Raw genomic sequence first — 26,783 nt, 5'->3', positions numbered from 1 at the left:
GTGGTCGCCACCTGGGACGGGCTGCTGCGCCCGGTGCTCGCCGGCATCGGGGAGCGGCACGCCGCCACGGCCGGCCTCATCGAGGTCGAGCACCTGATGTCCCGCTGCGTCTCGGAGGCGTTCTCGGCGACGGCCCGCGCCGACGCGCCCACCGGACCGCCCCGCATCCTGCTCTCCTGCGCCGACGAGGAGCAGCACACCCTGCCGCTGGAGGCGCTCGCCGCCGCCCTCGCCGAGGCCGGCGTCGCCTACCGGATGCTCGGCGCCCGGGTGCCCGTGGCGGCGCTGGTCGAGGCGGTCAACCGGGTGGGACCCGCCGCCGTCGTGGTCTGGTCGCACACCCGGGCCACCGCCGACCCCACCCAGCTCACCGCCCTGCTTGCCGCGCCCCGACGGCCGCTGCTGGTGCTCGCCGCCGGGCCCGGCTGGCGGGCCGACACGCTCCCCGCCGGGGTGGTGCGACCGGTCGACCTGGCCGAGGCGGTCTCGCTGGCGCTGGCCGTACGGGACTCGCTGGACCAGTCGACGGCGGACTGACCGGGGGTGTCGGGGCGGGAAGCCGTCCACTAGCGTCGGTGCGTCCGCAGACCCCGACCCCCCTTCGGGAGCGAACGATGCGCCCACGCGCCGCACTGGTGTCCGGCCTGTCCCTGGTCCTCCTCCTCGCCGGCTGCGGCGAGCCGAGCGGATCCGGCCCCCGGACCGCCGCGCCCGACCCCGTCGCCTCGGGCACGCTGCCCGCCGAGCCGTCGCCGACGGCGACGCCGCGCCCGACCCGCAGCGCCGCGCCCAAGCGCCCGGTCCGCCCGCTCCCGACCGCTCTGCCGCCGGGGCTGCACCGCACGACCGGCGTACGACCGGTGGCGCTGACCTTCGACGACGGCCCCGACCCGGTCTGGACGCCGCAGGTCCTCGACCGGCTCCGCGCGGCCCGGGTCACCGCCACGTTCTGCGTGGTGGGCACCCACGCCCGGCGGCATCCCCAGCTGATCCGGCGGATCGTCCGCGAGGGGCATCAGCTCTGCAACCACAGCTGGCACCACGACATGGACCTCGCCCGGCGACCGGTCGCCGAGATCCGCGCCGACCTGGTCCGCACCAACGCGGCGATCCGGGCGGCGGTCCCCGGCGCGAAGGTGCCGTTCTACCGGCAGCCGGGGGGCCGGTGGACGCCCGAGGTGGTAACGGTCGCCAAGCGGCTCGGCATGCGGTCGCTGCACTGGACCGTCGACCCGCAGGACTGGGGGAAGCCGACCGCCGCGACGATCACCAAGCGGGTGCACACCGCGGCCCGGCCCGGTGCGGTCGTGTTGCTGCACGACGGGGGCGGCAATCGGGCCCAGACGCTGGCCGCCTGCCCGCACCTGATCACCGACCTGAAACGCCGCTTCGGCATCACCCGACTCCGGTAGACCCCCGCTGAGCTGCGGTTTTACGATTGCTTGCGGCTGGAGCCATACCGGTTTGGTCCACCGGCCGACCATCACGTAAGCTATCCAAGCCTCCGGCGGGGCCGGATGGGAGCAAGTCCGCTTGAAGTTGCGAGTGTGCAATGATGGCGGGGCCGCCCTCATCGTCTAGCGGCCCAGGACGCCGCCCTTTCAAGGCGGTAGCACGGGTTCGAATCCCGTTGGGGGCACGATCCGGCTTCGGTCGGAGGCAACAAAAGCTAGGTCCTGTGGAGCAGTTGGAGTGCTCGCCGCCCTGTCAAGGCGGAGGTCGCGGGTTCAAGTCCCGTCAGGACCGCCAGCGCTGACGCCGCGCCCACCATGCGCGGCGTTCTGCGTATCGGAGCATGTGACCCTCGCGGCGGCAAGCCCGCCGTGCGGGTAGCATGAGCCGGAGCAACACGGCCAGGTAGCTCAGTTGGTACGAGCGTCCGACTGAAAATCGGAAGGTCGGCGGTTCGACCCCGCCCCTGGCCACATAGCCTTTCGCCGGGCTACAGAGATCCCCACCAGCGGAAACGCCGGTGGGGATCTTGCTGTAATGCCCTCGGCTGCGCTCGTCACCGTTGGCCCTGATTGACCACTCTTGGCCGGTGATCGCCGCCGCATGTTGCACGTTCGCTGCACGCCTTGATCTAGAGCAGAGCAGTCAGGTCAACCCTGACGAGTACCACCCACGAACGCTCACCAGATCGGCAGTGGCACCGGCACCTCACCTCACCCTGCAAGCGGCCGTTTCGCCAGAGGACCAAGTCGTGGATCTCACCCACTCTGAACGATCCGAGGTCGACCGACTGCCCGGACTTCGTCATCACCTGGCCGGAGCTAATGGCGGTGACGGGCGATGAATCTTGGAACATCCGGGGAGGGACCAGCTCGGCCGCCACATGGTCAAGATCGATTGGGCCTTCGTTCAGGATGCGGAGGTGCTGGCTGCCACCCATCGCGTTGACGAGAGTGCCCGTCAGCTTTGGTGTACCCGCGCGGGTTTCTGCCTCGGTCGCAGTCCGGGCAGCCCGCCGGGCGTAAACGATGCTCCAACCGGACAGACCGACGGCTAGCACGGAGACGAGGACAGTTACCAGGTCAGCAACGCCGGACGGGTCCATCCCGCTCCCTAGGATCAAAGGCATCAGGCAGACGCCAACGCTAGGGCCTCGCCGCAACCTCACGGCCTCTTGACGTCCCGCCTCACCGCTCGGTTGATCAGGTGCGCCACCATGGCGTTATGACGCTCGGCAAATGGCTGTCGCTGATCGGCGGCATCCTCGAACTGGTCGCTATCGGCATCGCCACGGTCTCTGCCGTCGTCGCCTACCGGCAGGCGGCAGCACGCGTCGCCATCATCCGGGAATCCAGCCACCTGCACAGAAGCGACGGAGAGGCCGCGGCCGAGTACCGCCGACAACGAGGCGTTGTACCTGACATGACTTGGGGTGACGTCATGTTCGTCAGGACGCTGATCACCTACGCCATCAGTCGCGAGTCGGCTCGGAGCGCTCTGGCTACCGTCGTCTTCTTGGGCCTGGGCGTCGTCTTGAGCACAGCCGGCAACCTGGTGGCGTAGCGCGCAGGCCGGCCCGATAGCTCACTCGCTGGCTGCCATGTCCTCTGCCGCCGACCCACACTCTGCGGAGCGGGCCAGGGCCAGGGCGACAAAGTGGAGCGCCCTACCGGACGAGTCTCAATAGCGGTTGTCAACGTTGGCGCCGGCGGCCTGGACCGGCCTTGGGATTAGAAAAAGATCAGGGGCGGCTGGTCAGATGGCTGCGCCCCTGGTAAACCCGTCCGCGGTTGTCGGGCTGCATCGGTGTCAGCGGGTGGTGTTGGCTGTACGGATGGCTGTACAGCCATGCACCATCGACCTTCTGATCCGTAGAGGCAGGCAGGGTGGGCTCGTTCCGTTTGTCTCGTCAGGGGCATGGTTTACGGTGCCCGCTATGAGTGTGCGGACGTACGGTGAGATCCCTGGATATCCGGTGGGTTCAACGTTCCTCAACCGGACCCAGCTGGCTGCGTCCAAGGTTCATCGGCCCCTACAGGGCGGCATCTGTGGCGGCAGGGATGGCGCTGAGTCCATCGTCGTGTCCGGCGGTTACATCGATGATGAGGACTACGGCGATGAGATCGTGTACACCGGGCAAGGCGGCAACGACCCTGGCACGAAGCGGCAAATAGCCCACCAGGAGTTGGCCCTGGGTAATGCCGGGCTCGCCCGAAACCAGCTAGAGGGCAACCCTGTTCGGGTCATCCGCGGCGCTGGCGGCCACCCGGGATTCTCGCCCTCCAAAGGCTTCCGGTATGACGGACTCTTCAGGGTGGTCGATCACTGGCCGGCAGGTGGCAAGGACGGCTTCCGCATCTGGAGGTTCCGGCTCGTCAGCCTTGACAACATCGATCAGCCACCCACCCACGAGCCGTCTACCCAGCCGGCGCCCCGAGTCCCGGCCGTGATCCAACGCCTTGTACGGAACACCGCCCTCGCCCTGAGGGTGAAGCAGCTCTACGACTACCGCTGCCAAATCTGCGATACACGCCTCGAGACGCCGGCTGGCCCCTACGCCGAGGGCGCGCACGTCCGCCCGATGGGTCGTCCTCACAACGGGCCGGACGCCCTCAACAACATCCTCTGCCTCTGCCCCAATCACCACGTCCTCTTCGACGCCGGAGCGATCTGGATCGGTGAGGATCTCGGCGTGTACGAGACCGCGACGGGGCGGCAAATCGGCAGAGTGCGCATGGCCGCGGATCACGGGATCGCCTACGGGCACCTCGCCTACCGAGCGTCGCTCTGCAGCGGCGGCATCTAGCGACTTGATGGGCACGCGACCGAGGAATTATGAGATCAAAATGGGCCACCCGGCGAGCTGGGTTGATGGGCGTCTAGCAGCGGAAATGCCTCTCAACACCTCTCACCGCTCCCCGCCATCCGCCGACCTCTTGCGGACTAGGTGCGGACCGCTTCGGGTTCGGCCTTTCGGCAACTGCCGGCGCGCAGCCGCGACGTCACAGCTCGCGTCCCGCAATGGCGGTGCTCACGCATTGCGGCGCGGTTCAGGCCACGCGCTGTCCCAGTGTGCCCAGATGTCAACCTCGTCAGCCGACTCCAGACCCGTTGCCATCAGCAGAGAGATGACAGCGACCAGGCGGGTGAAGACCACAACCGAGGAGCCATACAAGCCCTCGCCTACGGCCGTGATGACCAGACCCGTAGCGAGGTCCCGGCCTGCGGCGTGGAGGGCCTCGGCGTACTCCGGCTCGGTTGGCCCGAGCGTGACTTCATCACACGGAACGGAGAGCGCAACGGGCATCAGGTTGAGGTCGAGCCGGACTCCCGGCGAGTCGGTAGCACGCGCCATTAGCAAGCCATACGAGGACGGATGCCCCAGACGGCCCCGGTACTCGACGCCGACGACGTCAACCTCGGCCGGCATCGGACCGTCGCCGCCAGTCCACGCGGTCAGACTCGAAAGCTCCCGCCGCCGAAACTCCCTGAGCATGGGCCGCACCGTAGCGGAATGCCGTAGGTCTCGCGGCCTGGGGATTAGAAGAAGATTGCGGATGGCTGGTCACGGTAGCCTGCCCCTGCTCAAGCCGTCCGTCAGTGTCGGATCACGTCGGCATTGGCTGGCGGTCTTGGCTGTACGAATGGCTGCACGGCGGCGGAATGCTGGCCACAGCACGGCGGGGGGACGAGTGGCGCTCAACAAGCGGGGCAGTAGGCCGATCGTTGTCGACGGGATCCGCTACCGCTGGTTCGTCCGCCGGAAGCCGACGTACAGCCAGGGCTTGACCTGGTCACCGCTGAACCTTGCCGTTGAGCGGACGGACGCACCTGGCTGCGCCACCCTCATCGTCCGGCTGCCGTCCCCTCATCCGGGCAACTGGATGGACGCTCCGGCGTCTCCGGTGCTGCCTTCGGCGGTCGCCAGCGCCATACGGCAAGCGCTTGACCGTGGATGGCAGCCGGATCATTCCGGATCGCCGTTCATGCTGAACCTCGGTGATGAGGACCAACTCTCGTAGCCGGCGACGGGCTAGACATCCGCACCGATTGTCAGCTTGGGAGTTGTCGATCTCCGGCGGGCCAACGGCTTGGCGGCCTAGTCTCGGCACACTCTCGTGGCCTCGGCTGCCCCTGTTGTCCTCGCCCAATGGCACGCCGGGTGCTCGCCGCGACCGCAGGCCGGAAGCGAATCGCCAACCCCTGCCTTGCAACTGTTGAGGTTGTAGAGGACCCCATCGAAACGAGCGATCTTTCCTGCGTCGTACTCCTAGGCTACGGTGGCCCACGGCGATGGGAGGCTTACGTGCGGTTCGCTGAGGTGGGCTATCGGGACTGCCCCTGGTGCAAGACGCGCAACATCGCGCTGAACGTGCAGTGGTCGCGAGTCGAGCAAGCTGACTCGGGAAAGCAGCGGTTTTGGGGAGTCTTCACCTGCCCCCGGTGTGCTGGGGCGGTACTCGTCGAGGTTAAGCCAGCGACCGGTGCCAACCTGACCAGCTACAGCGAGATCAACAGAGGGCTCAACGTCTTCGTCATGAAGCAGGTGCCGGAAGACGGCAACCGTGCCCACGAGATCGCGCACCTTCCAGAGGACGTTGAAGGGTTCTTCCGCGATGCGGAGGTGGTACTTGGGGCGGGTGTTCCGGATGCCGCTGCTGTCCAGCTCCGCAAGACGTTGGAGGCCGCAGCCGCTCACAAAGGGATTCGCGAGCGGACTCTCGTCCAGAGCATCCAGAAGCTGATCGAAGACGGCGCCGTGACGGTCGACTTCTCCGAGGTCCTCCACTACGTGCGGAAGCTGGGGAACCTTGGTGCACACTTCACGGACGAAAAGCTGACGGAAGACGATGTTCAGCGCGCTCTACGGTTCACGGCTCAGCTGCTCCGAAACCTGTTCGAGGTGCCTGGCGAACTTGAGTTGCTCAAGACGGCTTCAGAAGAAGCGGATGCGGGGACTGAGTAGCTTTCGCGGCCTCTGCGGATCTCCTCGTCGGGCAGTCGTAGACCGTCCAGCCTCCCCGGACGGGGACAAGGTGGAGCGCCCTACCGGACGAACGACCTTGGCCCCGTCCGGGGAGGCTGGTAGCCCTTGTGGTGCCCGGCGAGGTGATCCGCTCCCGGCTGATCTCTGAGGAGGGCCGGGGTTCGGGGCGGAGCCCCGAGGTCTTCAAGGGCCTGATCATCCCTAGCGTGGCCGGCCGGCCCGGCCGATGCCGGCCGGAGGTCGCCAGCAGGCCGGGGCCGGGCCGGCGCGGCCCGCTTGCGGGCCGCCTTGATTCAGAAGAGGCCAATTCGGCAGTGGGTTTACCGTGCCCGTTGTCCTGGGTGACCGATCAGCGGCGGTCGTCGAGTGCTTGGTCCGCGATGTCGATGACCATCACCGTGACGTTGTCGTGCCCACCATGATCGAGGGCGGCGGCAATGAGCGTGTCGGCGACGTGCGGCGGACTGTCAGCCGAGTTGAGAGCACTGCGGATCAGCTCCGGCGGCACGTACGAACTCAGCCCATCCGAGCACAACAGCAACCGGTCACCAGGGCGGAGCTGCAGGACGGTCAGATCCGGTGATCGACCGTCGGTTCGCCCGTCAAGGAAGCGCGCCAGCTTCTCAGGCAGGTCCGGCACGTCCCCCGCGTCGGATACGAGGTGCCGATAGATGTGGTCCTCACTGACTCGAACCAACGGGCTGGGGGTGGCTCGGAAGTCGCGCATCAGATACGCGCGGGAGTCGCCGACATTCGCCAGGACTGCCGTGTCGCCTGACCACAGGGCGGCGACCATGGTGGTTCCCATGCCTGCCAGCTCAGGCTCCTGGCGGATTCGCTGACGAAGTTTGTCGTTGACGTCGTGGATCGCCCTTCCGAGCACGTCGGCAAGGTCTGCCGCCGGCACCAGCCGGTCGTAGGCCTTCACGGCGTCGATTGCCGTTGTGCTCGCGATGTCACCGGCGACGTGGCCACCGAGGCCATCGGCGACTGCGTAGAGCCATTGCCCCTGGTAGAAGGAGTCCTCGTTGCGTCGCCTGACCAGGCCCACGTGAGTCCGGCTTGCAGCGTGCACACCGGGTTTTGAAGTCATGCCTGACCTGCCAACGTGTCATCGTCAGGCCACGGATCACGCGCGTTCTCGTCCCGGTGCAGGATGTGCACGGTCTCAACACGGTCGCTGGCGACCACGTACTCGGTGACCTCAACCGGCTTTTTGTCGGCTCCTGATGTGCCCACCCGGACGATCTCTAGGACGGGCAGGCTGGTCGGGATGTCGAGCAGCGCGGCCTCGTCCTTGCTGGGCATTCGCGCCCGGTGGAGCTCCATCCAACTGATCGGCCAGTGGCCGGCCTTCTCGATGCGGTACAGCCACTCACCGGCCGCCGGGTTCGCGTCGACGTCGGCGACGATGTCCGCAACTCGTGGGTGAATCCAGGAGATGTTGATCTGAAACGGCGCCTCGGAAGCTGGGCCGGTCACTCGGAACCGGCGCAGCACCTCGGTGCCCGGCGTGACGCCTAGCAGCTTGGCGATGCGTGGATCATTGAGCGGTGCGGGAGCGTTGACCGCCTCCCCGTGGCGAACCCACACCTCCTGGCTACTCGCAGAGGGAAACGAGTAGCCGGTGGCCTGCTCGTTGCGTTTGACCAAGTCACCACGAGGACGACGCGGGCGCATGGTGCCGTAGCGCACGGTGATCCCGCGGCCTTGCACCGCCCAGACGTAGCCCTCTGTTTCCAGCACAGCGATGGCCCGGCCGATGGTGTCACGGTTAGCGCCGTACTCGGTCGCGAAGTCGTCCAAGCGAGGAAGCCGGGCGCCTGGTCCCCACTCTCCAGCTTCGATCCGTTCGCGGATCTTGGAAGCAATGTCCTGGTAGCGCGAGTGTACGGGCATCTCGACACCTCTTCCTCCGCGATTATCCCAAGACAATCCTTGACAGCGTCCACGATTGTCCCCAGACTATCGGTAGCCGATTATCCCAAGACAATGTGATGCGGGCGCGTGCGTCGGGAGAACCCGACGGCGTCTCGCGACGAGAGGGAGTGAGCCGAGGTGGCTGTTCCGAACGCACTGAAGGTGCCGGTTCCGTTCGACTACGTGTTCCCGGCTGGCGCGCTGTGCCTGGGTGTGGAGCCGGTGACGGACTTCGACAAGCGCGGCCAGGGCGACGACCAGGCCCGCGACAAGGACACCGGTGAGCGGCTGTGGGTGGTCAAGGTGCTGGACCTGGACCCGGAGGCCGGGAAGTTCGGCGGGTCGAAGGAGGTCAAGGTGAAGATCGCCGCGCCGGTGCAGCCGGTGCCGCCGGCGTCGAAGATCCCGGGTTATCCGCCGGCGGTGGAGTTCACCGACGTGACGCTCACGCCGTACGTGGACTCGCAGCGGTGCAAGGGCTCGGGGAAGTGCCGGGCGCGTCAGGCGTGGTCGATCCGTGCCGGGGCGATGACCGAAGCTGCCGCCGTGAAGCAGGCGGCCTGACCAGATCTGGACGCGCGGGGCGGGCCTCCTCCGCCAAGACGATTCCCGCCCCGCGTCTCCCCTGATCTCCCTGAAAGGAGTGGGTTGATGCCCACCGTATCGAACGCTGCCCGGGTGACGGTCGCGGACATCGCGGCGGTGTCGGCGGCGATGCCGTCGAGCGTGCTGGATGAGAGGGCGTGGGCGGGCTGGCAGGACCAGCTCGCGGACTTGTGGGAGCGGATCGCCGCTGAAGGCGGACCCGACGCCGAGCAGGCCGCCACTCGTGCGGCGGGTGCTCGGGCTGAGTCGGCGCGGGTGCGGGCGGGGTGGTCGCAGTGAAGACCCACCGCCGCACCGTGATGCGCCTGGCCGGCCCCGGCATCCGGGCCGCCCGCGACGTCTACACCACGATTCCCTCCGACGCCGTCCGGGTCGCCGCCCTCGTGGAGATTTCCGCCGCCGCCGCTGCCCTGGCGCGGACTGTGGTGAAGCTGCGCCACCTGGACCCGGATCTGATCGCCCCGCACGTCTCCGACCGCGTTGACCTGCGCGCGGTGCTCGGCCGGGGTCGGTGGCTGCCGACCATGACCCGCCACGTCCCCGCCCCGCAGTCCGGCCCGGTCGACCTGGCCGCCCTGATACCGGCCCGGATGCCGGTGCGTCGCCGCGTGGTGCGTCGTCGTCCCGCCTCGTCGGGGCAGACCGCCCTGTTCGCCGCGACGGTCGGGGAGGGCTGAGCCGTGCCGCTGGTCAACGTGATCCGGGGCGACCGGATCGAGGGCGCTCCGATCAACGTCCGCACCCCGTTCGTCCGCATCCCGATGTGGCTCGCGCTGTCCTGGTGGACCGCCAAGGCTCTCGGCCGCCTGGCCGTGGTCCTGGTGCGCTTCTGGTACGTCACCGGCCCGGCGGTGTTCTTCGGCTGGCTGTACCTCCGGTTCGGCTGGGCTGGTCCCGCCGTCGTCGTGGGCGCCGTCGCCGCCGTGGCGACCGGGTGGGCGTTCGGGCACCGGCCGTCGTGGCTGCGGTTCGGCTGGCGGCCGGTCCTGTCCCGCTACCGGCGGATGGTCTACCGCCGCAACTGGCACGCCGCGATGGTCACCGCCAAGCTCGCGGTCTCCTTTGACGCCCACACGGTCTTGCCCGTCCTGCGCCGCGTCCGCTGCGCCTCCGGGGTGGACGTGGTGACGGTGCGGATGGTCACCGGGCAGATCCCCGACGACTTCGCCAAGGTCGCCGAACGCCTCGCCCACACCTTCGGCGTCCGGCAGGTCAAAGCCGCACCGGGTCCGCGCCCGGATGTGGTGCTGCTGCACCTGTTCCGCGGTGACCCCCTCGCCAAGCTCGTCCGCCCCCTGCCCGTGCCGGCGGTCCCCGAGTTCACCGCCCTCCCGGTCGGCCGCCAGGAAGACGGCGACGGCTACCCGCTACGGCTGTTCGGCACTCAGGTCCTGGTCGTGGGCGCCACAGGTGCGGGGAAGGGCTCGGTCATCTGGTCCGTGGTCCGCTCCCTCGCCGCCGGGGTCACCACCGGCCTCGTCCAGATCTGGGGCCTGGACCCCAAGGGCGGCATGGAGCTGGGCATCGGGGCGCCGATGTTCACCCGCTTCGCCTGCAAGGACTACGCCGCCATGGCCGGCCTGATCGAGGAAGCCGCCTCGACGGCCCGCGACCGGGCGGCCAACCTGCGCGGCCGGACCCGCCAGCACACGCCGACCCCGGACGAGCCGCTGATCGTCCTGGTCATCGATGAGCTGGCGAACCTCACCGCGTACCTGACCGACCGGCAGTTGAAGGACCGCGTCAAGGCCGCCCTGTCGATCCTGCTAAGCCAAGGGCGGGCGGTCGGCGTCCACGTGGTCGCCGCGATCCAGGACCCCCGCAAGGAGGTGTTGCCGTTCCGCGACCTGTTCCCGACCCGCATCGGGCTGCGGCTGGCTGAGGCCGCTCAGGTGGACCTGGTGCTGGGCGAGGGGATGCGCGACCGGGGCGCGCTGTGCGACCGCATCCCTCAATCCCTGCCCGGTGTCGGCTTCGTGGTCATCGACGGTGACCCGACGCCGATGCGGGTCCGCTTCTCCTACCTGACCGATGACGAGATCCGCGACATGGCCCAGACCTACGGCCGGCTGCGCGTCATCGACGGCGAGATCCTGGACGGTGCCGCATGAAGCCCCACCCCATCAACACCCGCGCCGACCGCGCTGAGGGCCTGGTCCTCGTCGCCATCCTCCTCATCGTCGCCGGCTTCGCCGGGGCCGCGTCCTTCACCCACGTCAAGGACTGGACCCTCGACAACTCCCCACCTGGGACCGGCGAGTGGTTCGGCTGGGCCAACGCCGTCATCTCCGAACTCGTCCCCGTCGCCGCGCTGCTGACGATCCGCCGCCGACGTCGCACAGGTGGGCCGATCGGCTACCCGATGTCCCTGCTCGTCGCCGCCGTCGCGCTCTCCCTCGCCGCGCAGCTGGCCGTGGCAAAGCCGGGCCTGTCCGGGTGGCTGCTGTCGGCCGTGCCCGCGCTGGCGTTCATCGGCCTGTCCAAGCTCGTCCTGACCACCGCCCCCGCCCCGACCTCCGCCACCGACGCTGCGCCGGCCCGCCCGGTAGGGGAAGCCACCGCGCCGGCCCGCCCCGTCGAGCAGCCTGCCCCGCCGGCTCCCGCCCCGGTCGCCGCGCCGGCGGTGGCTGAGCCCGTCGCTCTGGTGCCGGTCGAGCCTGCCCGCCCGGCCCAGGTCGCCCCGGTGCCGCCGACCGCCTTCGTTCGCCGCAATGGTGTCCCGCTGATCGGAGAGGTGACCCGATGACCGACGCACTCCTGTCCGGCCTGCTTCTCGTCGCCATCCTCGCCCTGTTCGCATGGGATCAGTACCGGCTTTATGTCGCCCGCTACGAACTGGCCGCTCTGCAACGCGCCACCCTCCGCGACCCGCTGACTGGGCTGGCGAACCGGGCTGGCCTCGCCGCCGGTTGGGAGCAGCTCGCGCCGCTGCGCCCGTGGGTGGTTGTGGTCGACCTGGACGGCTTCAAGCCGGTCAACGACACCCACGGCCACGCCGCCGGGGACTTGGTGCTGACCGCCGTCGCGTCCCGGCTCCGCACCGTCCACGGCGTTGCCGCCCGCCTCGGTGGGGATGAGTTCGCCGCCCTGCTCCTCGACACCGATCCGGCCACGGCTGCCCGCCAGCTCGCCGCCGCCATCGCCGCATCGGTCCGCCTCCCTTCCGGTGTGGCGGTGTCGGTGACCGCGAGCATCGGCCTCGCCCCCGCCAGTCCGGCCGGCCTCGCCGCCGCCCTGGCCGACGCTGACGCCGCCATGTATCGGGCCAAGACCACCCGGGCTGGCGTGGTGGCCTTCGACCCGCTGCGCGATGACCACGCCACCGCCAACCCCCGCCCCGTCCTGCGGGTCCGCGACCTCGGCACGGCTGTGGGGGTGGGCCGGTGACGATCATCCCGACGCTGCCCGGCCTCACCCCCGACACCGGGGCTCCGAGGCCGGGCTCCCGGGCCGCCCGGATGCTCATGCCCCGCTCCGTCGACGTGGTCAAGGATCTGGCCGCCGACTACGGCGTCTGCACCCGCCCCGTTTCCCTGCGCCGCACCGACCTGGACTCGGGGCGCACCGAGGTCATCGACATGCCCTGCGGCGCCACGCAGGAAGCCAAGTGTCCGGCCTGCGCCACCCGCGCCCGCCGGCTGCGGCAGCAGCAGATCCGCGAGGGCTGGCACCGTACCGACGAACCCGACCCCGGACCGGAGCCGGCCACCGACGCGCAACGCGGGCTGATCGTCGCCCGCGCCCATCTGGAGTTCGCCCGTGACGAAGCCGCCCGCGCCTCGCAGTGGGACCAGGTCACCGACCTGGACGACGCCATCGCGGAGCTGGAAAGCCAGATCACCACCGAAGGACTCCGCGGCCGACCAGCGCCCCCGCACGCCAGCGAGGACCAGGAGGACGGCGACGGCAAGCGCCGGGTGCGCTCCACGAAGCGCCGGCAGGATGCCCCGGACCTGCCCCGGCTACCCGTCGAGAACCGCACGGTCGGCCGCACGTATGAGGGCCGCGACGGGCAGGTATTCCGGCCGTCGATGTTTCTGACCCTCACCCTCGGCTCCTACGGCCGCGTGCACTCCGATGGGACGCCGGTCGACCCGGACAGCTACGACTACCGACGGGCAGCCTGGGATGCGGTGCACTTCCCCCGACTGCTCGACCGGTTCTGGCAGAACCTGCGCCGAGCGGTCGGCTGGAACGTCCAATACGCCGGAGCCGTCGAACCACAACGACGCCTCGCCCCGCACGCGCACTTCGCCATCCGGGGCACCATCCCCCGGGCGCTGGTCCGGCAGGTCGCCGCCGCCACCTACCACCAGGTGTGGTGGCCGTCCGTCGACCAGCGGACCTACGAACCTGGGCAGGCTCCGCAGTGGGACGCCGACGCCGCCGGCTACACCGACCCGACCACCGGCCGGCTGCTGCCGACGTGGGACGACGCCCTGGACCAGGTCGACGCCGACCCCGACGCCACCCCGGTGCACGTCGTCCGCTTCGGCGTCCAGGTCGACGCCAAGGGCGTGCTCGCCGGCACAAAGGACGCCGACCGGTGCGTCGGCTACATCACCAAGTACCTCACCAAGCAAGCTGCCGACTGCCACCAGGTCATCACCGGCAGGCAACGCGCCCACCTGGAACGCCTCTGGATGGAGCTGCGGCACACGCCGTGTTCGGAGCGGTGCGCCAACTGGCTGCTCTACGGCGTCCAGCCGAAGAAGGCACGGCCCGGCTTGCGGCCGGGGAACTGCAAGAACAAGGTCCACAAGCGGGAAACCCTCGGCATCGGCGGGCGCCGCGTGCTCATCTCCCGGCAGTGGTCCGGCAAGACCCTCACCGACCACCGCGCCGACCGCCGCGACTGGGTCAAGGCCCTGCTCGGCGTCACTATCGACGCCGACACCGCCCCAGCCGGCGGCGAACAACGCCACGCCTGGGAACTCGCCCGACCCACCGACCCCGACGTTGCGCCCCTCGGCCACCGGGTCCTGCGCGCCATCTCCGAACGCATCCAATGGCGCGCCCAGCTCGACGCTGCCAGACGCGCCGCCGACGGGCCGCCCGACGTTTCGGCAACCAAGACCACGGACACGACCGGGAAGGAGGTCACCGAGTGGAGAAGCTGCTGACGGTCAAGGAAGCCGCGGCGCGCCTCGGCACCACCGAGCGCTTCCCCCGCCGGCTCATCGCAGAGCGGCGCATCCGCTACGTCAAGCTCGGCGGTTCTCACGTCCGCATCCCCGAGAGCGCGTTGGCGGAATTCATCGCCTCCGGCGTGGTGGAGCCGGTCACCGTGTCGTGGTCGGGCGGGAAGGTGGTGGCCTGATGGGCAAGCGTCGGTTCGGGATGGTCCGCAAGCTGCCTTCTGGGCGGTTCCAAGCCTCGTTCGTGCCGCCTGGTGGCGGTGTTCGGCAGACCGCGCCGCACACCTTCAAGACGAAGATGGACGCCAACCGCTGGTTGACGCTGGTGGAGGCGGACATCTCACGCGGCACCTGGCTGGACGACCGTGCGGCGTCGGAAACGTTCGGCAACTACGCGCGGGCCATTCTGCGCGACAGCCCGAAGATTGGCGTTCGGTGGCGGGAGACGTGCGAACGGAACCTGCGGCTGCACCTGGCACCCCTGGTCGACGTGCCGCTTCGTGAACTCACCGCCAGTCGGGTTCGGGAGTGGCATGCTGCCGCGCTGCGGGGCAAGGGCGGACGCACCTCCATCTCGCAGTCGTACCGCTTCCTGCGCATGGTCATGAACACCGCTGTGCGGGAGGGCATCATCGCCCGGAACCCATGCCAGATTCCCGGTGCCGGTACTGTGCGCGTCGCTGAGCGGCCAGTCGCCACGCCCGCTCAGGTCGTCGCCCTGGTCGACGCCATCAACCCGCGTTACCGCACCGCTGTTCTCGTCGCCGCGTGGTGCGGCCTGCGGCGCGGTGAGATCGCCGGCCTCCGTGTCTCAGACGTGGACCTGACCGAGCACACGATCACGGTTCGGAACGCTCGCGTCGAACCGCTGCACGCTCTTGGGAAGGCGTTCGACAAGGATCCCAAGTCGGAGGCAGGGAAGCGGACGATCGCCATTCCGCCCCACGTCGTGCCGCTGGTCCGGCTACACCTGGATCAGTACGCGGGCACGGATCGGCTGTTCGTGAGCCGCGATGGCACGCCGCTGCGTGGCAACACCTTGTATCAGGCGTTCGTTCGGGCGCGGAAGAAGGTGGGTCTCGATGATCTGACCTTCCACGATCTGCGGCACACCGGGCAGACCCTCGCCGCGCAGACAGGGGCGACCCTGGCGGACCTGATGAAGCGACTCGGGCACTCGTCCATGGCTGCGGCTCGCCGGTACTTGCACGCCGTCGACGGCCGCGACCGTGAGATCGCCAAAGCCCTGTCGGAGCTGGCCGCGCACGGTGATGTTGCACGGCTGCCCCGGCACATCACCATGCGGCACTAGTTGGTGAGTGCCATGGAAGCCTTTCCCGGGTGTTTCATGAAGCCTGGAACGGGGAGACGGCGCATTGAGCGAGCTGTAGGAGGTTCCCTCGTGACCGAACAACAGCAGCGCATGAACATCGACATGCAGGATGCGCTCCTGATCATTCACCGCGCTGCCGTAAGGCACAAGGACGACCAACTGCACGAGGCGGCCGGAAGCATCAGCCGAGCGCTGGAAAAGCTGGGGCAGCCGTGCCCCGAGAGACCGGAATATCGCCACTGCCCAGTGTGCAATGCCAAGCCTGGGCAGTTCTGCATAGCGGTGCCGGGGCACGCGTTGGGCGACTCGGGAACCACGCACCGGGAGCGGGCGACCGAGGGGGCGTGCGCCTAGTTGCACGCTAGTTGCACGGCGACCTCCGGCGGCTCCCTGACCTGCCGAAATGCGGGTGCCTGAAAATCGGAAGGTCGGCGGTTCGACCCCGCCCCTGGCCACATAGCCTTTCGCCGGGCTACAGGAGCGCCGATCAGCGGAAACGCCGGTCGGCGCTCTGCTTTGTGCCCTGGTGGCCCGGCTGTCCGGTCTGACCCTCGTCGACCCCGGAATCCCACTGGTGGCCGCCCCTTATCGCACGTGGATCGCACGGGCGGAGCTGCTACGCATGGAGCGCCTCGGTGGCCGGCCTCACACCCGGCACGGCGGCCGTCAGCCCCCTCCGGCCGCAGGACGCTCGGGAGCCTCAGCCTGGAAGAGCGCGCTCAAAGCGGTCGTGATGCCCGAAACGCCTGCGGCCGGCAGCGGAGGTTGCCACCTCTCGTGCCCCCTCATGACCGCTGCGCGCCACCATTACTGGCCCATGGATGGCCCGTCACGGTCACCGGCTTGCATGGGCGACTGCCAGCTTGGGAGTTGTGGATCTCCGGCAGGCCACCGGCTCGGCGGCCTGGTCTCGGCAGTCTCCCGTGGCCTCGGCTGGCCCCTGATGTCCTCGCGCTGGGCACTAGGGATGGATCGCGCAAGGCTAGGCTGTGCCGCAGTGTGACAGGGGGTGGGCCGGTGGGGTATCGGCTACGGCACGTCGCGGTGTTGCTGCTCGGCGCGGTGCTGCTGGGCACGGCCGGCCTGGGCGTCGGCTCCTGGTACGGCGGCCGGGGCACCATGCCGCTCAGCCCCGACCGATCTCAGAGCGTGGCGGAAGAGCTGCTCCCTGGAGCCGAGCCAACCGGCTCGGTGATCGTGCGCGGCTATCGGTACGGCGTCTTTCTGGCTATCGACGACTTCGGCGGGAGTCGCCTGGACTTCCAGTACGGCGAAGGTGCCGACTGCACGCTCTCGGAGCAGCTGCGGCGCACCGCCGCGACGCGGGGGTGGCAGGAGCTCCGTCGCGTGCCGGGTGCTCCGTGCGACGGCTGGCGGGCCGAGAGAGACGGGCTGACGGTTACGCTCACCCACCGGGCGTACGGGTCGAGGCTGAGCATCGCACCGGCCGCACCCGACGGGTTTCTCGCCGCCACGGTCACTGGCACCCTCCTCGGCGCCGCCGCCGGTGCGGCGCTGTTCTGGGTGCTGGCGCGGCGACGTCCGCCCGTACCCCGGCTGGTCGGCACGCTGGTGACGGTCGCCCTGCTCCCGGGCGTCGCCCTCACCTGGACCGACCTGGCGGCGAACAGGCTCGCCGAGCCGGTGTGGCCCATCTGGCGGGCACTCGCTCCCCTGCTGGTGCCGCTGTGGCTTGTGCTCCTTCTGGTGGGCGTGATCGTTCTCGCCAGGCGAGAGAACCCGACCATCCCCGCCACCGACGCGAGGGCTGCCGCGCCGGGAAGTAGCCCAAGTGCCAGCAGGGGTGGCTAGCCGACCGTGGACCGCCCGTCGAGCCGGGGCGGGTGGCGTAGAGGATCGGGCACCCGGGGGATGGGCGCGCCCTGGTCCTCGGCGCCATCGAACCGCGGGCAGTCCACGGGAGACTCGGAGGCAAGCAGCTCCGCTGCGCGGCAGCGATCGCCCCAACCTCGATGGCGAGCAGCCCCGACCGCGATCGGCCGGCCTCAGCCTCAGTGCTCTTGGTGTTCCGTCAACTGTGGCCGGCCGGCCCGGCCGATGCCGGCCGGAGGCCGCCAGCAGGCCGGGGCCGGGCCGGCACGGCCCGCTTGCGGGCCGCCTTGATGATCTGACCTTCCACGACCTGCGGCACACCGGTCAAACCCTCGCCGCGCAGACCGGCGCGACCCTGGCGGACCTGATGAAGCGACTCGGGCACTCGTCCATGACGGCCACTCGCCGGTACCTGCACGCCATCGACGGCCGCGACCGTGAGATCGCCAGAGCCCTGTCGGAACTCGCCGCGCACGGTAATGCCGCACGGCTGCCCCGGCACATCACCATGCGCAGCTAGTTGGACCGGAGCAGCGATGGCTTTTTGACCTGCGCAACTGGAAGGCAGATGCCAGCGCCTGGGAGCATCTCCTCGGCATATACCCGTTGGCGGCATATAGTGCTCGACATGGACCATGCGCCCTTGCGAGAACCCACGTTTCTGATCCTTACCGCGCTGGCAGAGAGGCCGCAGCACGGATACGGAGTCGTCGAGGACGTTCAGCGGATCTCCGACGGCCGCGTCCGCCTGCGCGCTGGCACCCTCTACGCCGCCCTGGACCGGCTACGGGTTGATGGATTGATCGAAGTCGACCGGGAGGAAGTGGTGCAATCTCGGCTGCGTCGCTACTACCGGCTCACGGCGCTGGGGGCACAGCGTCTTGCCGCCGAAGCTGCGCGCCTTCGGCATAACGCCGAAGCAGCCAGCGCTCGACTTGGCCGCAGCGGCTTGCTTGCCGACGGAGGCATCGCGTGAGCAACCATGACCTCGAACGCCGCTACCGCCTGCTGCTCGCCGCATACCCCTGGGAGCACCGCCGCGTGTACGAGGACGAAATGCTAGCGGTACTGCTCGCTGGAGCCCAGCCTCAACAACGGCGTCCAAGCATCCCAGACGTGTGGAACCTCCTGGCTGGCGCACTGCGCGTCCGGCTCAACAGCACTGGGCGAGGGCTGACGCAAGCGGCCTGGGCAGACGCGGCAGCAGTAGCTGGGCTTCTCACCGTGTTCGCGCTTCTCACCCTGTCGTTGCATGCCTTAGCGCAGTACCCGCATTTCCCGACCGCATCCGGCCTGGGATGGCAGCGAGAAGCCGTCGACTGGGCACGGCTCGCCGGCTGGGGGGCAGTATGCGCCGTCATAGCGGCAGGCTGGCGGTGGCCAGCAGCCGGACTCGCCTGGATCGCTGTCATCGCCGAGGCCGCATCGCTGACGCTGCGCTACGACAACGACCCGGTATCAGTGGTGAACACGCTATGGCAGTTCACGTTGGCCCTGATCGCAGCGGCCACGCTCACGATTCCGGCACCGCGGCGCCGCGCGTTCGTTCTGCTCGGGGCACGTCGCTTGTCGGCGATCCTGCTCGCGGCAGCCGTCGTGGGAACGGTCTTCCTGTCCAATCAGCTCAACCGTCCACCGGATCCCGAACCCGGACAGGTCGTAACCTTCTACAAACTCGACATCTTCAGCGGCTTAGAGTCCACGTCTAGCGCATTGATATGGCTGCACTTGGCTGGCATGGTCACCGCCGGTCTAATCGGTTTGTTCTCCGTTACAAGCCTGCCTGCGCCCTTGCGGTGGCGCATCGGGGCACTGTTCGCACCAGTCATCTCCTTGATGGCACTCATCAACTTCACCCTTGACGGCTGGATGACCTCCAACATGTACATGGACCACGCCATCTATCTCCAGCCCGCCCAGTGGGTTGCCCTCATCGGCGTGCCCCTCGTAACGCTCGCGATCGGTGCACTCGCAGTCCAACGCCGCGAACACATCCTCACAATGGTCGAGCTCGGGCGCGCCGCCGACAGACAACACCCGAAGGCGTAGCGGCCAGCGCCACTCTGGCCCCGGCGTAGCACGCGCGGAGCCAGTGGCACGCCGATCGCCGCTCTGCGTGGCGGGGGGTGGGTCGCGGCGGGAATTACCCGTCCAGTCCCGGGATACATCCGGGGACCTTCACATCTCCCACCCCCCGTGACCGCGCTGTCCCACGAGGGGTTGCTGAGACCGGCCGGGTAGGAGGGCATCGTAGGTCCCGTCTCCGACAATCAGCAGGCGGCCCTCCTGCCGAGGCCTTGGACACTCTGAGAGGACAGCCGTTGGCCTACATGATCACCCTGTTCGTCCGATCTGGGGAACCAGTTGCCCAACGAGCCATCCACCGACTCGCACAAGAGGTCACGCGTCGCGATCCGGCCGTGACCACCACTGCCGCCGGCGACGGTGTTGGATGGGCTGCATACGAGCTGTCGGCAGAACGCGACCTACGCGAACAGGTGAGCAACCTCGAACTGGACCTGCTTCCGCCCGATCCGAAAAGCTGGCCGGTACTGCTGCAAGCCAACACCGGACCCCAAGCGGTCAAGGCGCAGATTGAGTGGGGCTTGACGCAAGGCGGTCCTCAAGTCCTGACGAGCTGTGACGCCTTCGTGGAACTCAGCCTCTCCGGTCACTTGATCGACTGGAAGCTCGTTCGATCGATCTGCGAGGTGACGACAGAGATGTGGGACGCCGTTCTGCACGATGAGGGCTCGGGCTTCGACGTGACACTTGACGACCTCCCCTGATTCCCTGACCAGGGAACCCACGCGGGGCGGGGCGGATCCTCCGTGCTGATCGACGCCAATCGACACCGCGCCGAGGGCCTGCGTTCGGAGGCGGCATCGTCGGCGTGCACGGACGGAGCTTGCCTCGAGGAGTTGTCGGTGCCTGGTGTCAGACTCGCTCGCATGAGCGACGAGGTGCGGTTGAGGGACGTCGAACAGACGGATCTGGAGGTGTTCTTCGAGCAGGAGCACGATCCGGAGGCCGTCCGACGGTCGAAGTTCGCTCCTCGGGATCGAGAAATCTTCATGACGCACTGGGCCACGAAGGTGCTTGGAGATCCCACGGTCTTCGTGCAGACGGTCACCGTGGATGGCGAGCCGGCCGGCAATGTCGTGGCCTGGTGGGAGCAGGATGAGCGCTTCATCGGCTATTGGCTCGGTCGCCGGTACTGGGGGCGGGGCGTCGGCACGAAGGCGCTGACGCTCTTTCTTCGCCGGGAGAAGACCCGCCCGCTCTATGCTGATCCCTTCGCCGAAAACACGGGCTCGGTGCGGCTACTGGAAAAGTGCGGCTTTCAGCAGACCGGGACGGTTCGGCACGGCGAGCACGAGCACACCATGCTGGTGCTGCGTGACCTGTAGGGGCTTGGTGCTCGCCTCGGCGATCGCTCAGGGACTCTCAAGGAGGAGGGCCCACCCCGGGCGCTGTGCCTGAAGCAGTGACCTGACAAGAACCTCGTCGACCGAGACCTCATCCTGGTGAAGCGCCGCGTCGGAAATCTCTCCGCTGCACGGGAGCCAGTGACTTTCCGTCCTCACGAAGCGACCTTGTCTTGTACCGGGCGGGCTAGCGTCCCTGCTGGCGGTGCTGGGCCATCCCCTCCTGGATCGCCTCCCAGACGCTGCGCCCGGCCTGCCGCAGCGTCTGGCTCGACTGTTCGGCCAACTGCGCCGCGCTCGGCGGCCCGGCACCCTCCCCTGCTTGCCGCGCTCCGCCCTGTTCCCCGGCCCCACCCGGGCCGCCCTGCTGGCGGGCACCGGGCGTTGCCTGGCCCTCGCCGCCCGGCTGCGGCTCGCCCCGTCCCTGCCGCTCCTGCTCGCGCTGCTCCCGCTCACGCTGCTCCTGGGCGCGCTGCTCTTGCTCGCGCTGCTCCTGGGCGCGCTGGTCCCGCTCGCGCTGCTCCTGGGCGCGCTGGTCCCGCTCGTGCTGCTCCTGGGCGCGCTGCTCCCGCTCGCGCTGCTCCTGGGCCCGCTGCTCCTGGCCGCGTTCGCCTCCGCCGCCCGATCCGCTGGCCAGGCCGCCGCCCCGCCTTGACGGAACGGGTGGCCGACGCTCCCCGCCCTCGGTCGGCCCGCCGGGCCTGCGCAGGGGCCGGTCGGCCACCGCGCCGATCGCACCCACCTGCTGGCCGAACTCGTCGGTGGCGCCGCCGCGTCGCTCGGCGCCGGCGGTGATGTCCGCGACACCGCCGGCCAGCTGCTGCGCCGCCCGGTTCACGTCGCCGATCGAGGCCTTCGCCGTACGCGCCAGTTCCTCGATGATCTGGGGGTTCCGGTCGATGGTGGTCATCGCCCGGTCCAGGATGTCCACCAGCTTCTCCAGCCGCACCTTGAGCAGCGCCTCCGCGCGCACCCCGGTGATGTCCAGCTCGACGCCGCGAAGGTGCACCCGGACGCCGGCGTCCAGCTGGAGCAGGTTGGCCAACCGGGCCCGCAGCGAGAGGTCGGCGTCGAGGCCGTCCACGGCAAGCCGGATCGAGTCGACTGACAATCTCGGTATGTCCAGCAGGACGTCCGGCTCCGTACCCTCGTCCCGCCGGGCCGGCCGCCCGCTGCCCCGTCCCGGATCCCGCTGCTGCGCGTTCTCGCCCATGCTTCCCGCTCCGCCTCCACCGGCCCGGACTCCCTGACCGTCCGGCGCGGATACCCGCTTTCCCGCCGACCATCCGCCCCCCACCGACACCCCGATACGCAGCCGCCACTGGCCGATCACTCAGCGACCCGCGACCCCAACGCCACCCCACCCACCCACGAGAGGGGGCGGGCGGCTGGTTCGGTGGGTCGGAAAGCCGCCACTGCGCGCGCTCGACGGCGGTGGCCTGGGGCGGGGTCCCAGGGGCCGGCGGGTGTCCGGAACCGGGCAACTCGTGAAGCTGCACACCCGGGCATCAGCCGGTATGGTCCGGGCCTATGGGACAGGGGATGACCGATCCGGTCGACATCCAGCAGGAACTAGAGCGGTTCTCGTTGCGAAGCGTCCTCTCCGTCCCCGCCCCCACGGAGCAGGCGTTCGCGGTGTTCAGTGGCGCCCTGACCGACTGGTGGGTCAAGGAGTACACCTGGTCCGGCCCGGAGCACCTGGCCGAGCTGGGGATGGAGCCGCGCGCCGGGGGCATGCTCTACGAGATCGGCCCGTACGGCTTCCGCAGCGACTGGGGCCGGGTGCTGACCTGGGACCCGCCCCGACGCCTGGTCTTCACCTGGCAGATCGGCGCGGACCGGGTGCCGGTACCGGATCCGGCGCGGGCGAGTGAGGTCGAGGCGCTCTTCCACCCCGACGGGCCGGCGCGGGCCCGGGTGGAGGTCGAGCACCGGCACTTCGACCGGCACGGCGAGGCGGCCGAGGGCTACCGACAGGCGCTGACCGCCGGCTGGCACGAGTTGCTCTCCCGCTACGCCATGACGGTGACCCGGCACGCCGACTGACCGTCAGCGGTCGATGCCGTGGCGGGCGCCGGGAGCGGTGGTGACGCCCCGACCGCCGAGGTCGGCGCGGTGGCCGGCCGCGGCGCCGGGACCGAATCCGCTGCCGGCCAGCCGACGCGGCGCGGCGGTCCGCAGCCGGGGGTATGCCTCGGCGAGCCGGCGCTGCACCCGGTCCGACCGGTCGGCTAGCACCAGCGCGACCGAGGGGGCTCCGGACTCGCTGGCCGCGCCCGCCTCGGCGTCCCGGAGCCGTCCGCCGATCACCTGGGCGAAGCCGGCGAGCCAGGAGCGGCGGAAGGCGGCAGGGTGCTCGCCAGGCGGCACCTCGGCCCCGGCCAGCCTCTGCGCGGCCTGCACCAGCAGCGAGGTGAAGAGCAGGTCGACCCGTTCCAGGTCGCTGGCGAAGCCGAACAGGTGCATGGCGAACCCGCTGCCGTGCCGGCGGCGTACGCAGCGGCAGCGCAGCGGGTCAGCGACGGCCGCGAGGAGGCCGGCCTTGTCCCGGGCGTACGGGGCGTCGATCTCGACCACGCGGTCGCCGACCGGGTCGGTGGCCGGGTCCCGGGCGGCCAGGAGCGCCCGGTCCACGCCGTAGCGGGCGATCAGCTCGGTCGCCTTGGCCGTGAACGCGGACGACTCGGCCGGGGTGCAGGCCGGGTCCTCGGCCTGGGCCAGCAGCTTGCGCACCTTGCTCAGCATGGCCTCGGACATGCCCCCAGATTGTCACGCCGATCCGACCCGGCGGGGCGGTGACCCACCTGATCGATACGTATCATCGTCACGACCCGCAACGCCGTCCACTACGGACGGTAAGTCAACTGTTGGAGGCACGCATGTCAGCTCCGGTCACCCGGGTGCTGGCCACGACGACGGCACTGACCGTGCTCACCGTCGGGTCACCAGCCCAGGCCGCCCCCGAGGTCAACCTGTCCGGCTCCTTCGCCACCTGCTACGGCGGCGCCAAGCGCGTCTACTTCGCCACCGGCGGCTCGGGCGGGGAGGCCGGCACCTTCCGCACCACCAGTCGTTGCCGCGACATCAACGTCCGCAACGCCAGCCAGTTCGGCACCGAGGCGTGCGTGATCTTCGTCAACAAGACCGACAACTGCAACTACTGGACCTACCTGCCGGCGCAGTCCGGCTGGATCACCGTGGCGACCAACGTCCGCGACGGGGTCGACTTCCGGGTCCGCTTCGACAACCTGCGCTACGAGTACGAGCCGCTGATCTCGTACCACGCCTTCTGACGCGGCGCGCGGCGCCCGTTCCCCGGCGGGCGCCGCGCCAGGCGGCCCGACCCCGCAGCACCCGTTCCCCGGCGGGCGCCGCGCCCGGTCAGGCGGCCCGGCTGCGCAGGGTGGCCACCGTCGAGCCGGCCAGCGTGAGCAGGCAGTCCGGCAGCAACCCGTCGGCCGCCGCTGCCCCGAACAGCGCCTCGCCGGTGTCGGCGTCGGCGTTGGCGTACGCGCTGACGAAGCGGGCCACCCAGCGGGTGTCGTAACCCGCCTCGTCGATGCCGGGAAAGTCGAGCGCGCACCTGCCGGACGGCACCGACCCGCCCACCATCGTGGCGGCCAGGCACCACGCCACCCCATACGCCCCGGCCAGGCCGGACCGGTCGACGACCGCGTCGAACGCCCCCACCACCGCGTCGCCGTCCCCGGCCAGCGCCGAGCGGAGCACGGCGGTCGCGTCATCGAGGGTCTGCTGTGGTGAGTCCGTCACGCACCGCACGGTAGGAGGGCCGGTCAAGCCCCGGAGTGGCAGTCACTCTCCGTGACCGGTGCGGGCGACCTGCGGATTGAGCGGCCTCCGTGGTCACACCGTCCGCGCCGGCACGCTAATGTGCGCAGCGGACCTTCGCCGGAGGAAGGACGACCATGCTCATCTCCCGCGCCTCGCGGGCGGCCACACTGGCCGCTTGCGCGACGTTCCTGCTCGCCACCAGCGCCTGCGGGACCGAGGAGCCCGAGGAGGCGAACACCAAACAGGTGCGCCTCTACGGCTCCGACGGCAACATGCTGAACTCGTACCCCGCTGAGCTGGAGGACCGCGCGGGTCTGGTCGACGGTATGAAGGGCACCACACCGCTGACGCCCCTGCCCGAGGACTTCAAGAATCGGCTACGGTCCGTCGACCCGAAGCTGACCGACTACCTCTACTCTGCCGAGGCGTACGACGCGGTGGTGATCAGCGCGCTCGCCGCTCAGCTGGCCGGCACCACCGACTCGGCCGCCATCGCCAAGCAGATCGTCGGCGTCACCAACAACGGGCAGCGCTGCGAGGACGTGGCGTCCTGCCTGGCGCTGGCCCGCGCCGGGCAGGACGTCGAGTACCGCAGCGCCTCGCTGACCCGGGCCGGGTTCACCGACGCCGGCGAGCCGGCCACCGCCAGCTACGCCACCCTGCACTTCGACGGTCAGCAGCTCAACGACGGCAAGACGGAGTTCGTCGGGGCCGGTGACGAGTCGGCTGCCAGCACCAAGGCGCCGCCGAAGCCGAGGAAGCAGCGCGGTGGCCGCTCCGACCGCAGCGACGGCTCGCCGCTGATCCTGGGCGGCCTGCTGCCGCAGACCGGTGACCTGGCGCTGGCCAACCCGCCGATGGCCGCGGGCGCCGCCCTGGCGGTCAGGGAGATCAACGCCGCCGGTGGGGTGCTCGGCGAGCCGGTGGTCTGGATCGACGGGGACGACGGCACGAACCCGGCGGTCGCCAAGGCCACTGTGGCGAAGCACGTCGAGGAGGGCGTGCACGTCATCATCGGCGCCGGCGGTTCCGGGATCTCCCGTGAGGTGCTGCCGGACGTGGTCAAGGCGGGGAAGGTTCTCTTCTCCCCGTCGAACACCGCCGCCAGCCTGACGGAGCTGGACGACCAGGGTCTCTACTTCCGCACCGCCCCGCCGGACAGCCTGCAGGGTCGGGCGCTGGCCGACGTGATACTGCGCGACGGGCCGCAGAAGATCGCCATCGTGGCCCGCAAGGACTCCTACGGCGAGGGCCTGCAGGCCACCGTGAAGACGGAGTTGGAGCGGGCCGGCATCGGCGGCGACCGGGTGAAGCTGCTCACCTACGACCCGCCGGCGGACGCCGAGGCCGAGGTCGACTTCGGCTCCGGCGCGAGGGAGATCAAGGACTTCGGTGCGGACGCCGTCCTGGTCATCGGCTTCGCCGAGTCGGCGCAGGTGATCCGGGCGCTGGCGGACGCCGGCGTGGAGCTCCACCGGTGAGTCACTGACCTGTCGGACGACGACGGCCGCACCGGGCAACCGGTGCGGCCGTCGTCGTACGTGGGCTCAGCGGGGACGCCGCCGCTGGAGGAACTCGGTCATCCGCCGGTGCTTCTCCTCGTCCTCAAAGAGCACGGCCTGGCTGACCAGGTCGAGGTGCGGGTGGGCGGCGGCCGGCGCGTCAACGGCCAGCTTGGTCAGCCGCAACGCCAACGCGGAGCCCTTCGCCATCTCGTCCAGCAGCCCGTGGGCGGTCGGCAGGAGCTCATCCGGCTCGGCGACCACCCGGTTGACCAGGCCGATCCGCAGCGCCTCCTCGGCGTCCACCCGGCGGCCGGTGAAGAGCAGCTCCTTGGCCCGGGCCTCGCCGACCAGCGCCGGTAGCCGGTGGGTCGCGCCGGCGCCGGCCAGGATCCCCAACCGGACCTCCGGCTGACCGAACACCGCCCGCGCCGTGCAGACCCGCAGATCACAGGCGTACGCCAGCTCGGCGCCGCCGCCGAGCGCCGGCCCGTCGACCGCCGCCACGGTCGGCATCGGCAGCGCCCGGATCCGGGCGAAGGCAGCCGAGTTGATCGCCGCGAGGGCGTCCAGCCGGCCCCGCTCCCGCAGCTGCCCGATGTCCGCCCCACCGGCGAAGATCCCCTCGGTGCCGCCGGTGAGCAGCAGCAGCCGGGGACGCGCCTCCAGCTCCGCGCAGACCTGGTGCAGCTCCCCGATCAGGTCGGCGTCGATCGCGTTGCGCTTCTCCGGGCGGTCCAGGGTGACCACCAACCGGTCCGGCAGTTCCTCGACCCGCAACCCGCTCACCGA

Annotated in this window: 31 protein-coding genes, 3 tRNA genes and 1 pseudogene; 28 read left to right on the top strand and 7 right to left on the bottom strand. The window is 69.8% G+C overall.

What is annotated here, in order from left to right; all coding sequences use genetic code 11:
• The 7 genes and pseudogenes from NCC78_RS04355 to NCC78_RS04325 form a co-directional block, all read left to right on the top strand.
• A pseudogene (locus NCC78_RS04355) lies at positions 1-537 on the top strand (MerR family transcriptional regulator); the annotation flags it as partial.
• 77 nt (positions 538-614) lie between these two features.
• A complete protein-coding gene (locus tag NCC78_RS04350; protein WP_250791852.1) occupies positions 615-1,412 on the top strand; it encodes a polysaccharide deacetylase family protein in 798 nt (265 codons plus the stop codon).
• Positions 1,413-1,566: 154 nt separating this feature from the next.
• Positions 1,567-1,639, top strand: a tRNA-Glu gene (locus NCC78_RS04345).
• A 33-nt stretch (positions 1,640-1,672) separates the two neighbouring features.
• Positions 1,673-1,749: transfer RNA gene (locus NCC78_RS04340), tRNA-Asp, on the top strand.
• Positions 1,750-1,851: 102 nt separating this feature from the next.
• Positions 1,852-1,925 (top strand) — tRNA-Phe (locus tag NCC78_RS04335).
• A 751-nt stretch (positions 1,926-2,676) separates the two neighbouring features.
• Positions 2,677-3,015, top strand: a complete 339-nt coding sequence (locus NCC78_RS04330; RefSeq protein WP_250791851.1) for a hypothetical protein — start codon at positions 2,677-2,679, stop codon at positions 3,013-3,015.
• A 373-nt stretch (positions 3,016-3,388) separates the two neighbouring features.
• Positions 3,389-4,258: a YDG/SRA domain-containing protein gene (locus NCC78_RS04325; RefSeq protein ID WP_250791850.1), complete on the top strand. Its 870-nt coding sequence runs from the start codon at positions 3,389-3,391 to the stop codon at positions 4,256-4,258.
• Positions 4,259-4,483: 225 nt separating this feature from the next.
• On the opposite strand, the gene NCC78_RS04320 is transcribed toward NCC78_RS04325, so the two are convergent.
• Positions 4,484-4,948 (bottom strand): hypothetical protein, encoded by a 465-nt coding sequence (locus NCC78_RS04320; protein WP_250791849.1) that lies wholly within the window; start codon positions 4,946-4,948, stop codon positions 4,484-4,486.
• 196 nt (positions 4,949-5,144) lie between these two features.
• Here NCC78_RS04320 and NCC78_RS04315 point away from each other — a divergent pair, with 196 nt between their 5' ends.
• The gene (locus NCC78_RS04315; protein ID WP_250791848.1) at positions 5,145-5,474 is read left to right on the top strand and encodes a hypothetical protein; all 330 of its coding nucleotides are present in this window, start codon (positions 5,145-5,147) and stop codon (positions 5,472-5,474) included.
• 140 nt (positions 5,475-5,614) lie between these two features.
• Positions 5,615-6,418: a DUF4145 domain-containing protein gene (locus NCC78_RS04310; protein ID WP_250791847.1), complete on the top strand. Its 804-nt coding sequence runs from the start codon at positions 5,615-5,617 to the stop codon at positions 6,416-6,418.
• A gap of 370 nt (positions 6,419-6,788) precedes the next feature.
• Here NCC78_RS04310 and NCC78_RS04305 read toward each other — a convergent pair whose 3' ends face one another.
• Together NCC78_RS04305 and NCC78_RS04300 are read right to left on the bottom strand one after the other, a co-directional pair.
• Positions 6,789-7,532 (bottom strand): PP2C family protein-serine/threonine phosphatase, encoded by a 744-nt coding sequence (locus NCC78_RS04305; RefSeq protein WP_250791846.1) that lies wholly within the window; start codon positions 7,530-7,532, stop codon positions 6,789-6,791.
• A complete protein-coding gene (locus tag NCC78_RS04300) occupies positions 7,529-8,338 on the bottom strand; it encodes a GntR family transcriptional regulator (protein WP_284706247.1) in 810 nt (269 codons plus the stop codon). Before NCC78_RS04300 ends, NCC78_RS04305 begins: the two co-directional genes overlap by 4 nt.
• A 159-nt stretch (positions 8,339-8,497) precedes the next feature.
• On the opposite strand from NCC78_RS04300, the gene NCC78_RS04290 reads away from it, so the two are divergent.
• The 16 genes from NCC78_RS04290 to NCC78_RS04210 all read left to right on the top strand — a co-directional run bounded on the left by NCC78_RS04290 (position 8,498) and on the right by NCC78_RS04210 (position 20,679).
• Positions 8,498-8,923: a hypothetical protein gene (locus NCC78_RS04290; protein WP_250791845.1), complete on the top strand. Its 426-nt coding sequence runs from the start codon at positions 8,498-8,500 to the stop codon at positions 8,921-8,923.
• A gap of 87 nt (positions 8,924-9,010) precedes the next feature.
• On the top strand, positions 9,011-9,244 hold the full coding sequence (locus NCC78_RS04285; protein ID WP_250791844.1) for a hypothetical protein: 234 nt from the start codon (positions 9,011-9,013) through the stop codon (positions 9,242-9,244).
• Entirely contained in the window at positions 9,241-9,642 is a 402-nt protein-coding gene (locus NCC78_RS04280) for a hypothetical protein (protein WP_250791843.1), read from the top strand. The genes NCC78_RS04285 and NCC78_RS04280 overlap by 4 nt, the downstream gene beginning before the upstream one ends.
• Positions 9,643-9,645: 3 nt before the next feature.
• Positions 9,646-11,076, top strand: a complete 1,431-nt coding sequence (locus tag NCC78_RS04275; protein ID WP_250791842.1) for an FtsK/SpoIIIE domain-containing protein — start codon at positions 9,646-9,648, stop codon at positions 11,074-11,076.
• Complete coding sequence (locus tag NCC78_RS04270; protein WP_250791841.1) at positions 11,073-11,711, top strand: DUF2637 domain-containing protein; 639 nt, start codon at positions 11,073-11,075, stop codon at positions 11,709-11,711. Before NCC78_RS04275 ends, NCC78_RS04270 begins: the two co-directional genes overlap by 4 nt.
• Positions 11,708-12,352, top strand: coding sequence for a GGDEF domain-containing protein (locus NCC78_RS04265; protein WP_250791840.1), 645 nt, complete (start codon positions 11,708-11,710; stop codon positions 12,350-12,352). Before NCC78_RS04270 ends, NCC78_RS04265 begins: the two co-directional genes overlap by 4 nt.
• Complete coding sequence (locus NCC78_RS04260; protein WP_372495046.1) at positions 12,349-14,088, top strand: replication initiator; 1,740 nt, start codon at positions 12,349-12,351, stop codon at positions 14,086-14,088. The genes NCC78_RS04265 and NCC78_RS04260 overlap by 4 nt, the downstream gene beginning before the upstream one ends.
• The gene (locus NCC78_RS04255) at positions 14,073-14,285 is read left to right on the top strand and encodes an excisionase family DNA-binding protein (RefSeq protein WP_250791839.1); all 213 of its coding nucleotides are present in this window, start codon (positions 14,073-14,075) and stop codon (positions 14,283-14,285) included. The genes NCC78_RS04260 and NCC78_RS04255 overlap by 16 nt, the downstream gene beginning before the upstream one ends.
• Complete coding sequence (locus NCC78_RS04250) at positions 14,285-15,415, top strand: tyrosine-type recombinase/integrase (RefSeq protein WP_250791838.1); 1,131 nt, start codon at positions 14,285-14,287, stop codon at positions 15,413-15,415. Before NCC78_RS04255 ends, NCC78_RS04250 begins: the two co-directional genes overlap by 1 nt.
• Before the next feature lie 90 nt (positions 15,416-15,505).
• Entirely contained in the window at positions 15,506-15,790 is a 285-nt protein-coding gene (locus NCC78_RS04245) for a hypothetical protein (RefSeq protein WP_250791837.1), read from the top strand.
• A gap of 663 nt (positions 15,791-16,453) precedes the next feature.
• On the top strand, positions 16,454-17,248 hold the full coding sequence (locus NCC78_RS04240; RefSeq protein WP_250791836.1) for a hypothetical protein: 795 nt from the start codon (positions 16,454-16,456) through the stop codon (positions 17,246-17,248).
• On the top strand, positions 17,229-17,789 hold the full coding sequence (locus NCC78_RS32165; RefSeq protein ID WP_308220859.1) for a tyrosine-type recombinase/integrase: 561 nt from the start codon (positions 17,229-17,231) through the stop codon (positions 17,787-17,789). The genes NCC78_RS04240 and NCC78_RS32165 overlap by 20 nt, the downstream gene beginning before the upstream one ends.
• A 108-nt stretch (positions 17,790-17,897) precedes the next feature.
• Entirely contained in the window at positions 17,898-18,245 is a 348-nt protein-coding gene (locus NCC78_RS04225) for a PadR family transcriptional regulator (protein WP_250791835.1), read from the top strand.
• Complete coding sequence (locus tag NCC78_RS04220; RefSeq protein ID WP_250791834.1) at positions 18,242-19,318, top strand: hypothetical protein; 1,077 nt, start codon at positions 18,242-18,244, stop codon at positions 19,316-19,318. The genes NCC78_RS04225 and NCC78_RS04220 overlap by 4 nt, the downstream gene beginning before the upstream one ends.
• A gap of 272 nt (positions 19,319-19,590) precedes the next feature.
• Positions 19,591-20,058 carry a hypothetical protein gene (locus NCC78_RS04215; protein ID WP_250791833.1) on the top strand — a complete coding sequence of 156 codons (468 nt, stop codon included), beginning with the start codon at positions 19,591-19,593 and terminating at the stop codon, positions 20,056-20,058.
• A 162-nt stretch (positions 20,059-20,220) separates the two neighbouring features.
• Positions 20,221-20,679, top strand: coding sequence for a GNAT family N-acetyltransferase (locus NCC78_RS04210; protein WP_250791832.1), 459 nt, complete (start codon positions 20,221-20,223; stop codon positions 20,677-20,679).
• A 205-nt stretch (positions 20,680-20,884) separates the two neighbouring features.
• On the opposite strand, the gene NCC78_RS04205 is transcribed toward NCC78_RS04210, so the two are convergent.
• Positions 20,885-21,910 carry a hypothetical protein gene (locus NCC78_RS04205; protein WP_250791831.1) on the bottom strand — a complete coding sequence of 342 codons (1,026 nt, stop codon included), beginning with the start codon at positions 21,908-21,910 and terminating at the stop codon, positions 20,885-20,887.
• A gap of 317 nt (positions 21,911-22,227) precedes the next feature.
• Between NCC78_RS04205 and NCC78_RS04200 the strand changes: the two genes are divergently transcribed.
• Positions 22,228-22,743 carry an SRPBCC family protein gene (locus tag NCC78_RS04200; protein WP_250791830.1) on the top strand — a complete coding sequence of 172 codons (516 nt, stop codon included), beginning with the start codon at positions 22,228-22,230 and terminating at the stop codon, positions 22,741-22,743.
• Positions 22,744-22,746: 3 nt separating this feature from the next.
• Here NCC78_RS04200 and NCC78_RS04195 read toward each other — a convergent pair whose 3' ends face one another.
• The gene (locus tag NCC78_RS04195; protein ID WP_250791829.1) at positions 22,747-23,454 is read right to left on the bottom strand and encodes a DUF2786 domain-containing protein; all 708 of its coding nucleotides are present in this window, start codon (positions 23,452-23,454) and stop codon (positions 22,747-22,749) included.
• 122 nt (positions 23,455-23,576) lie between these two features.
• Between NCC78_RS04195 and NCC78_RS04190 the strand changes: the two genes are divergently transcribed.
• Complete coding sequence (locus NCC78_RS04190; RefSeq protein ID WP_250791828.1) at positions 23,577-23,990, top strand: hypothetical protein; 414 nt, start codon at positions 23,577-23,579, stop codon at positions 23,988-23,990.
• A gap of 88 nt (positions 23,991-24,078) precedes the next feature.
• Here NCC78_RS04190 and NCC78_RS04185 read toward each other — a convergent pair whose 3' ends face one another.
• Positions 24,079-24,468 carry a hypothetical protein gene (locus tag NCC78_RS04185; RefSeq protein ID WP_250791827.1) on the bottom strand — a complete coding sequence of 130 codons (390 nt, stop codon included), beginning with the start codon at positions 24,466-24,468 and terminating at the stop codon, positions 24,079-24,081.
• 155 nt (positions 24,469-24,623) lie between these two features.
• Between NCC78_RS04185 and NCC78_RS04180 the strand changes: the two genes are divergently transcribed.
• Positions 24,624-25,970: an ABC transporter substrate-binding protein gene (locus NCC78_RS04180; RefSeq protein ID WP_250791826.1), complete on the top strand. Its 1,347-nt coding sequence runs from the start codon at positions 24,624-24,626 to the stop codon at positions 25,968-25,970.
• Positions 25,971-26,036: 66 nt separating this feature from the next.
• On the opposite strand, the gene NCC78_RS04175 is transcribed toward NCC78_RS04180, so the two are convergent.
• Positions 26,037-26,780, bottom strand: coding sequence for an enoyl-CoA hydratase/isomerase family protein (locus tag NCC78_RS04175; RefSeq protein WP_250791825.1), 744 nt, complete (start codon positions 26,778-26,780; stop codon positions 26,037-26,039).
• Positions 26,781-26,783: the final 3 nt, after the last annotated feature.

Source organism: Micromonospora phytophila (assembly GCF_023656545.1).
GTDB classification, from domain to species: domain Bacteria; phylum Actinomycetota; class Actinomycetes; order Mycobacteriales; family Micromonosporaceae; genus Micromonospora; species Micromonospora phytophila.
This window is presented reverse-complemented; position numbering and strand designations above follow the sequence as displayed.